Raw genomic sequence first — 6068 nt, 5'->3', positions numbered from 1 at the left:
TAGAGGAGACGCCGCAAGGTCATCGACTGGAACCGGCCGTCCCCGTCCCCCACAGCGTGAAAGTTCACGATGTCGAAACACTCGCGCGCGAACTCCTGAAGCCGGTCGTCGTCGCGGAAGGAGAAGAACCGGGGCGGCTGATGATTGTCGCCCTCGAACAGGCCCTCCCCCACGATGCTGCCTCCGCCGTACACACCGACGAAGAACAGACCGCCGGGCCGCACCACCGCCCGGATCGCCGCCAGCACCGCGGGAAGGTCGCCATCAGGTACGTGCAGGAGGCAATTGAACGCGTACACCGCGTCGAAAGAACCGGGCTCGAAATCAAGGCTGAGAAAGTCCATGACATGGGCTTCGAGGCCCTTGTCCCGGCAACGGTCCACCATGGCAGGCGACAGATCGACGGCCACGACGTTCAGGCCGTTCTCCTGGAAGTAGACGCTGTCCTGGCCGGTGCCGGCGCCGACCTCCAGCAACCGCTCGCACCCGTGCTCCCGTAGCTTGCCCAGGAACGCCTCCCGCTCCGCCAGCTTCCACGGAGCCTTGCCGTGGCTGTCGCGCAACTCCGCACCGTCGTCGTACGCCGCTCTGAGCGGACCGATCACATCGTCGTAGCGCAGGTTCATCGCGCCATGATGCCCCATCCCGATCGCACATCGGCGATGCTGTGACCCGTGCAGTACGTGTCCAGAGCGCCGCGACCACCCCTGGCCGCGTTGATCGACGACCTCTGCTACCTGGCGGGCACCCCCCGTACCCCCGCCTGACGTTGCCGCCCATGCCCTCGGCCCTGCTCGTCCTCAACCTCGGGCCCCTATTCCGCATCCGCCCCGGACCCGACCGCCTTACCCCGACGGCTGCGTGATCACCACCCCCACCCGCGTCATCGAATTCGACTCTCCCCTGGCAACCCGCTCGATGGGCGTCCACTTCAAGCCGTGGGACCGGGCACCGTTCCTACAGATGCCGAACTACGCGACCACCCAGCGACGGTGGAGCAGCTCAGAGACACGCCACCCGATGCCCGAGGGCTGGAACCGCGACGCACCCTTCCACTTCGCTGACAACATCGAGGCCGCCATGTCCCGGGCACGGGAGCTCGCGGGCAACCGCACGGTCGAGGTCGCCAGAGGCGACGTCAGGTGCTGACCGGTGGAGCTTGTAAACGGGGTGGCCATGGATGTGGTGCCTAGCGCTACTTCGGGGCCGTCGACGCGCAGCCCCTGCCGGAGGACGCGGACGTTGTGATCCGAGGTGATCGGGTGCTTGCTCTGCGCCATCGGGTGCGCCGCTGCCCTCTCCTGTTTGATCATTCGGGGATATCTTCTTCACAATGAGTGTCCAGTACCCATGGTCTGAACGTTTCCCCGCTAGGACAGATCACCGTGCGGTCAGTCCCCTTGGCGATCTGCATCCCCCGGCCACCGAAGCACAGGTCCGCGAGCTTGAAATACGGCTCAGCATCGAGCTGCCACTGAGTTACCGGCAGTTTCTCCTGTCCGCCGACGGATGGGGCAATGACGATGACTGCCGCCTGCTGCGGATCGAAGAAGTCGGCTTGTTCCGTGATGTCGATCCCTCGTTCGCCGAGAGCTGGTCCGACCCCAAGCCGGAAAACTCGTGGAGCGTGCCCGACGAGCTCTACTTCGTCTACGGACCGGAACAGGACTCCATCCATTACAGAGGGGAATATGTGCCCCGACACCCTTCTCATCGGATGCTGGGATGACGGAGTGGCTCTCCTGAATCCCCACATCAGGACCGCTGGAGGTGAGTGGGAGGCTTGGTATCTCGCGCCATGGCTGCCCGGCGCCAAGCGTTACAGGTCCTTCTGGGACCTTGCGATGAACGAGCTGCGCCTGCGATACGCGGGTTGACGTTTCCCCTGCTGGTCATGCACTGCCGCCGTACGCTGACGCGAAAGGCCCTCCCGGACGAACCTGGAGGGCCTTTGAACTGGGAGCCGCCTTGGGGATTCGAACCCCAGACCCCTTCATTACGAGGCAACGGGAACCTGCCTGGTACTACGGGCAAGGCCGCCGATGACCTGCATCAGAACTCCATCAACGTACGTGTGCATCCGTGATCGTCCACGACGATTGTCACTCAGACTGTCACTCGTCCCAACGACGCGACGGCTCGTGAGAGCGCCGATGCTCGCACTTGACGCTAGGCCAAGGCTGTTACGTCATGCCTGTATGGAGTTCGAATACGCTCATGCCTACGTCGGTACCGATCGCGATAAAGGCACCACTCGAGAACCACTCTAGAAGCCGAGGAGAACCCGCGATCCTCGCACTGCTCCGAGTCGATGATCGAATAATGTCCCAGACACCGATGACGCCATCCAGATCGATCACTGCAAGCTTCGTACCGTCAGGCGATGCCGCTACTGCGCGTACTTCCGTGGGCAATGCAAAGCGAGGACTACCGTCCGAGTTCCACACCTTTACCTTGGAAGCACTCATCCCGCGACGCGTCTTCGTGGACTGGGTAGCAAGCCAGGAACCGTCAAAGGCCAAGATCAAAGAATCTGACGCACCTGTTGATTCATGAACAATCCCTAGGAGATCCCCAGTAGGGCTATAAAGCTCCACCGTATCCTTTCGCGTAATGATCGCGATAAGGCTTCCATTGCCCGATACGTGCACAGACTCAGGCGGGCCGGAAGTCGGGGATATCGTCACTTTATGCTCGCTATCGGAGCTGTACAGTTCTACCGCTCCTCCTCTAGTGACTGCAAACCAGCGACCGTCGGGCGCGATACATACAGGATTCACCCCCACAGACCGAAGAGGAGCGCCACGCACCTTTCCCTGAGCGTCATACAGTTGGACGATACCATTCGAGAACGTCGTCGCAAACCAGGTGCTACAGGGCGACACCACCAGGCTATGAGGCTTCCCTATATCCACCTTGAAAGTCGCCCGTTGCGTACCGTCGGGATTCCACACGTAAATGGCGCTATCTTTTGCGTCGGAACCGCCCTTGGCCGCTTGTTCACGGCTGCCATAAGTCTCGGCAGCCACGGCAGCGGCCACCCATGTACTATCGGGCGCGATACCTACGATAGCTGACGTTACATCTGGAGTCACGAGCAACGATTTCGGGGAGCCGTCAGTGTTCCAGACAGCGATTTTAACTTTTGGACTGACTGCTAATCTACGGCCACTGGGCGTCGCCTTTTGTAGGGCATCTTTGGAGACAGTAACAAACCAAGCACTGCTTGAAGCTGGCATGACATGTTCAGCCCTCTCTGGCAACGTTGCTCGCTCATTACCTCCGGCATCCCAAAGGCGTACAGTGCCATCATCAGAGACACCTGCAATCCAAGTCCCGTCAGGAGCAATGGCGGCGCTCTCGACGCCGGTAAGTCGCATCTCCTCATCGTTTGGCTCCGAGCTCCATAGACGCACCGTACTGTCCTTTGAGCCACTGGCGAGCCACGCATCGTCATGAGACACAGCAACGGCAGTGACCCTGTCAACATGGCCACGCAAGACGGCACGGCGATCGCCGTTCATATCCCAGGTACGGACTAGATTGTCGCCGGAAAGCGTAACTAGAAGACTACCGCCCGGAGACACTACTAACGTGTCCACCTTATTGGTGCGAAGCATCTGCCGCATGGTTCCGTCGCTATTCCAGAGCACTACCGAATGATCTTCACTGGAGAGTGCAGCCAACCATGTTCCATCCGGCGCCACTACCGTTGACTTAATTCTCCGGCCTCGAATCGGCGAGCCATCTCTTTCGGCCCCATCGCGTGTCCATATCCGAATCGTGCCATCGTACGATGTACTTACCATGGAAGAACTGTCAGCAGTGATGGAAATCGCCTTTACTCCATCGGCGTGACCTTGAATGAGATGCAACAGCCTTCCACGCGGCTCCCAGCACCGAACTGTTCCATCGTACGAGGCAGTGGCGATCCATGCACCGTCCGGCGCAATGGCCACATGTTTGATGCCGCCGGTATGTCCTATGAGACTACTTATAGGGTTGCCGCTTAGATCCCATAACCGGACGATGTCGTCCTCAGGTGTACTTGTGGCAAACCAGGTACCGTCAGGAGCGATGGCAACTGCTTTTACTCCTGTAGAGCTGTCGACACGCGAGAGCAGAGTTCCATCGGCATTCCAAACCCAAACAGTTCCATCAGATAGTGACGCGGCCAACCACGTGCCACGCGGAGCAAGAGCGATGGACTCGGCTGCGTCATGCTGCACAGTGATTGTGGCCTGCTGGGAGCCGTCCCTACCCCACACTCGGATCGTTCCATCTCTTGATGACGACGCCAGCCACTCACCATCCACAGAGATTGCGACGGAACTTATGGCTTTTGTATGCCCATGCAGTGTGCGAAGCAGTTCGACCGAACTATCTTCCAACATTGGCCACATCGGCTGCATAAAGGAAATTTCCATCGCCTTGCAGGCAATGGCCGGCGGGGGGCTCATGCCGGGTACCGCGTATAAGTGTGTGAGAAGATGAGATTTTGTGTCACTCTCTACACCCATTGCGTGCAGGAGATGCGCATTTCTTGCCATGTAACGGCCGATTCGGCGGGACAGTGGAGATATCGATACATTTAAATCCGCTTCAGCCGCTACAAGACCATAGCGACATACACGCTCGATGAGCCACCGGGCATCTCCCACCAACGCGTCGGTTTCAGCCTCCATATTCGCGGCATGCATATGGAAGACAAGGTGATTCCATAGATAGCCTGCATCACTAGGAAGTTGCCACCATGCTTGGCTATTTTCATCGCCACCTAAGAGCTTTCGTGCGCCTTCCACCAACGCCCGGTGAGCGGCTGCCGCATTGTCGACACCGAGGCCATTGCCGGAAAGAGTGTAGGCCCGAATAACGTCATGTAGGACGACTGCTGGCGTGGAAGCCTCCAGCCAATGCTTGCTGACGAGAGAAAGCCCTTCAAGTTCGTCACATAGTGCCAGCGTTTGCTCGGCTGACAGCTCTCCAGTGATCTGCCATAGGACTTCGATAACTGATACCGGAATCTCAATGTCTTCCGGAAAAATGCCTAGCTCCAAGAACCGGCTCCGCTCGCCGGATCCAAGAGCGCTTAGACTGTACTCTACGGTAGCGGCCACCGCCGTTTCGCGTTGCTCCGTCTCTGTAACGTCTAACGCAGCGGGCCCTGCAACGAGTAATCGTTTTGACGCATAGGCACCGGCTGCGCTCAGGTCCGCGCCCTGTTTAACGTCACTTACCAAGCGTGCGTTGACCAACGACAGAAGTAGAGGCCATCGCCCCGTCAATCGAAGGAGCGTTCCCGCGAGCTCCTCATCCATGTCCTCCAGGTTTCTGGTAAGGAGTTGTACGGCCGCCTCGTGAGTCATTTCATCGACAAGTACGTTTGCGCTCCCCTCCGGAAGAGTCCTGGGTCTACGAGTTGTCACCAGGAGACGCGACTGCTCGGTGACTGGCAGGAAAGGGCGTAGTTGCCGAGTTGACCAGACATCATCTACGACTAGTAGAACTCGGCCTCGCTCGGCAAGACTTGTGGCTAGCTTCCGCCCAGCCACCTCAGCGTCCACGGTGTCTGGTCGTGAGCCGTCAAGCTCGCCTACGAGATCGTTTATAAGTGCCGTCAGATCGCCCCCAGATCTCTCCTGTCCAATTGTCACCCATACGATGCCGCCTTTGAAATGTCGCCGCACTCGATCATCGCGACAACCCGCGATCGCGAGTGACGTTTTGCCGAATCCCCCCGCGCCCACCAAGGCGGTCGTGACCCCTACGGCCCCGGTGTCGCGTCCAAGCAGCGTATTTATGAGCTGCTCGTGTTCAGCACGATTAACCCATCCCTCCTCAAGCGGCGGGACGTGGAACAGTCGCGCACGGCCACGACGCTTCTCGATGATCGACGTGAGTCCCGTTAACGTGATCATCAGGCACCCAGTACCGATGAGGCCACTCACCCACCACTCACGCTGCTCAGTTACAACCGGTGGGAAGTATGCGCTAACGACGTTCGTGGCCAGACCGCAGATGATTCCCAGCAGGACGAGCAGCGACGCGGTCACGTGCGTTAGAAGGGT

The 6068-nt window shown here is 59.2% G+C and carries 4 protein-coding genes and 1 pseudogene; 2 read left to right on the top strand and 3 right to left on the bottom strand.

The genetic code is table 11. From position 1 onward, the window contains the following. Window positions 1–626, bottom strand: a 626-nt coding sequence (locus FXF51_RS56215) for a class I SAM-dependent methyltransferase (protein ID WP_148443090.1), incomplete at its 3' end; no start/stop codon positions are given. Window positions 627–963: 337 nt separating this feature from the next. On the opposite strand from FXF51_RS56215, the gene FXF51_RS61575 reads away from it, so the two are divergent. Both FXF51_RS61575 and FXF51_RS56205 read left to right on the top strand, forming a co-directional pair. Then, complete coding sequence (locus tag FXF51_RS61575) at window positions 964–1149, top strand: hypothetical protein (protein WP_187415126.1); 186 nt, start codon at window positions 964–966, stop codon at window positions 1147–1149. Between the two features lie 184 nt (window positions 1150–1333). Beyond that, window positions 1334–1729, top strand: coding sequence for an SMI1/KNR4 family protein (locus FXF51_RS56205; protein ID WP_148443089.1), 396 nt, complete (start codon window positions 1334–1336; stop codon window positions 1727–1729). 454 nt (window positions 1730–2183) lie between these two features. On the opposite strand, the gene FXF51_RS56200 is transcribed toward FXF51_RS56205, so the two are convergent. After that, window positions 2184–5057 carry a WD40 repeat domain-containing protein gene (locus FXF51_RS56200; RefSeq protein ID WP_262380549.1) on the bottom strand — a complete coding sequence of 958 codons (2874 nt, stop codon included), beginning with the start codon at window positions 5055–5057 and terminating at the stop codon, window positions 2184–2186. Between the two features lie 366 nt (window positions 5058–5423). Next, window positions 5424–5918, bottom strand: a pseudogene (locus FXF51_RS64005) (NB-ARC domain-containing protein); the annotation flags it as partial. Window positions 5919–6068 lie beyond the last annotated feature (150 nt).

Origin of the sequence: Nonomuraea sp. PA05 (genome assembly GCF_008086045.1) — a bacterium.
Lineage (GTDB): Bacteria > Actinomycetota > Actinomycetes > Streptosporangiales > Streptosporangiaceae > Nonomuraea > Nonomuraea monospora.
This window is presented reverse-complemented; position numbering and strand designations above follow the sequence as displayed.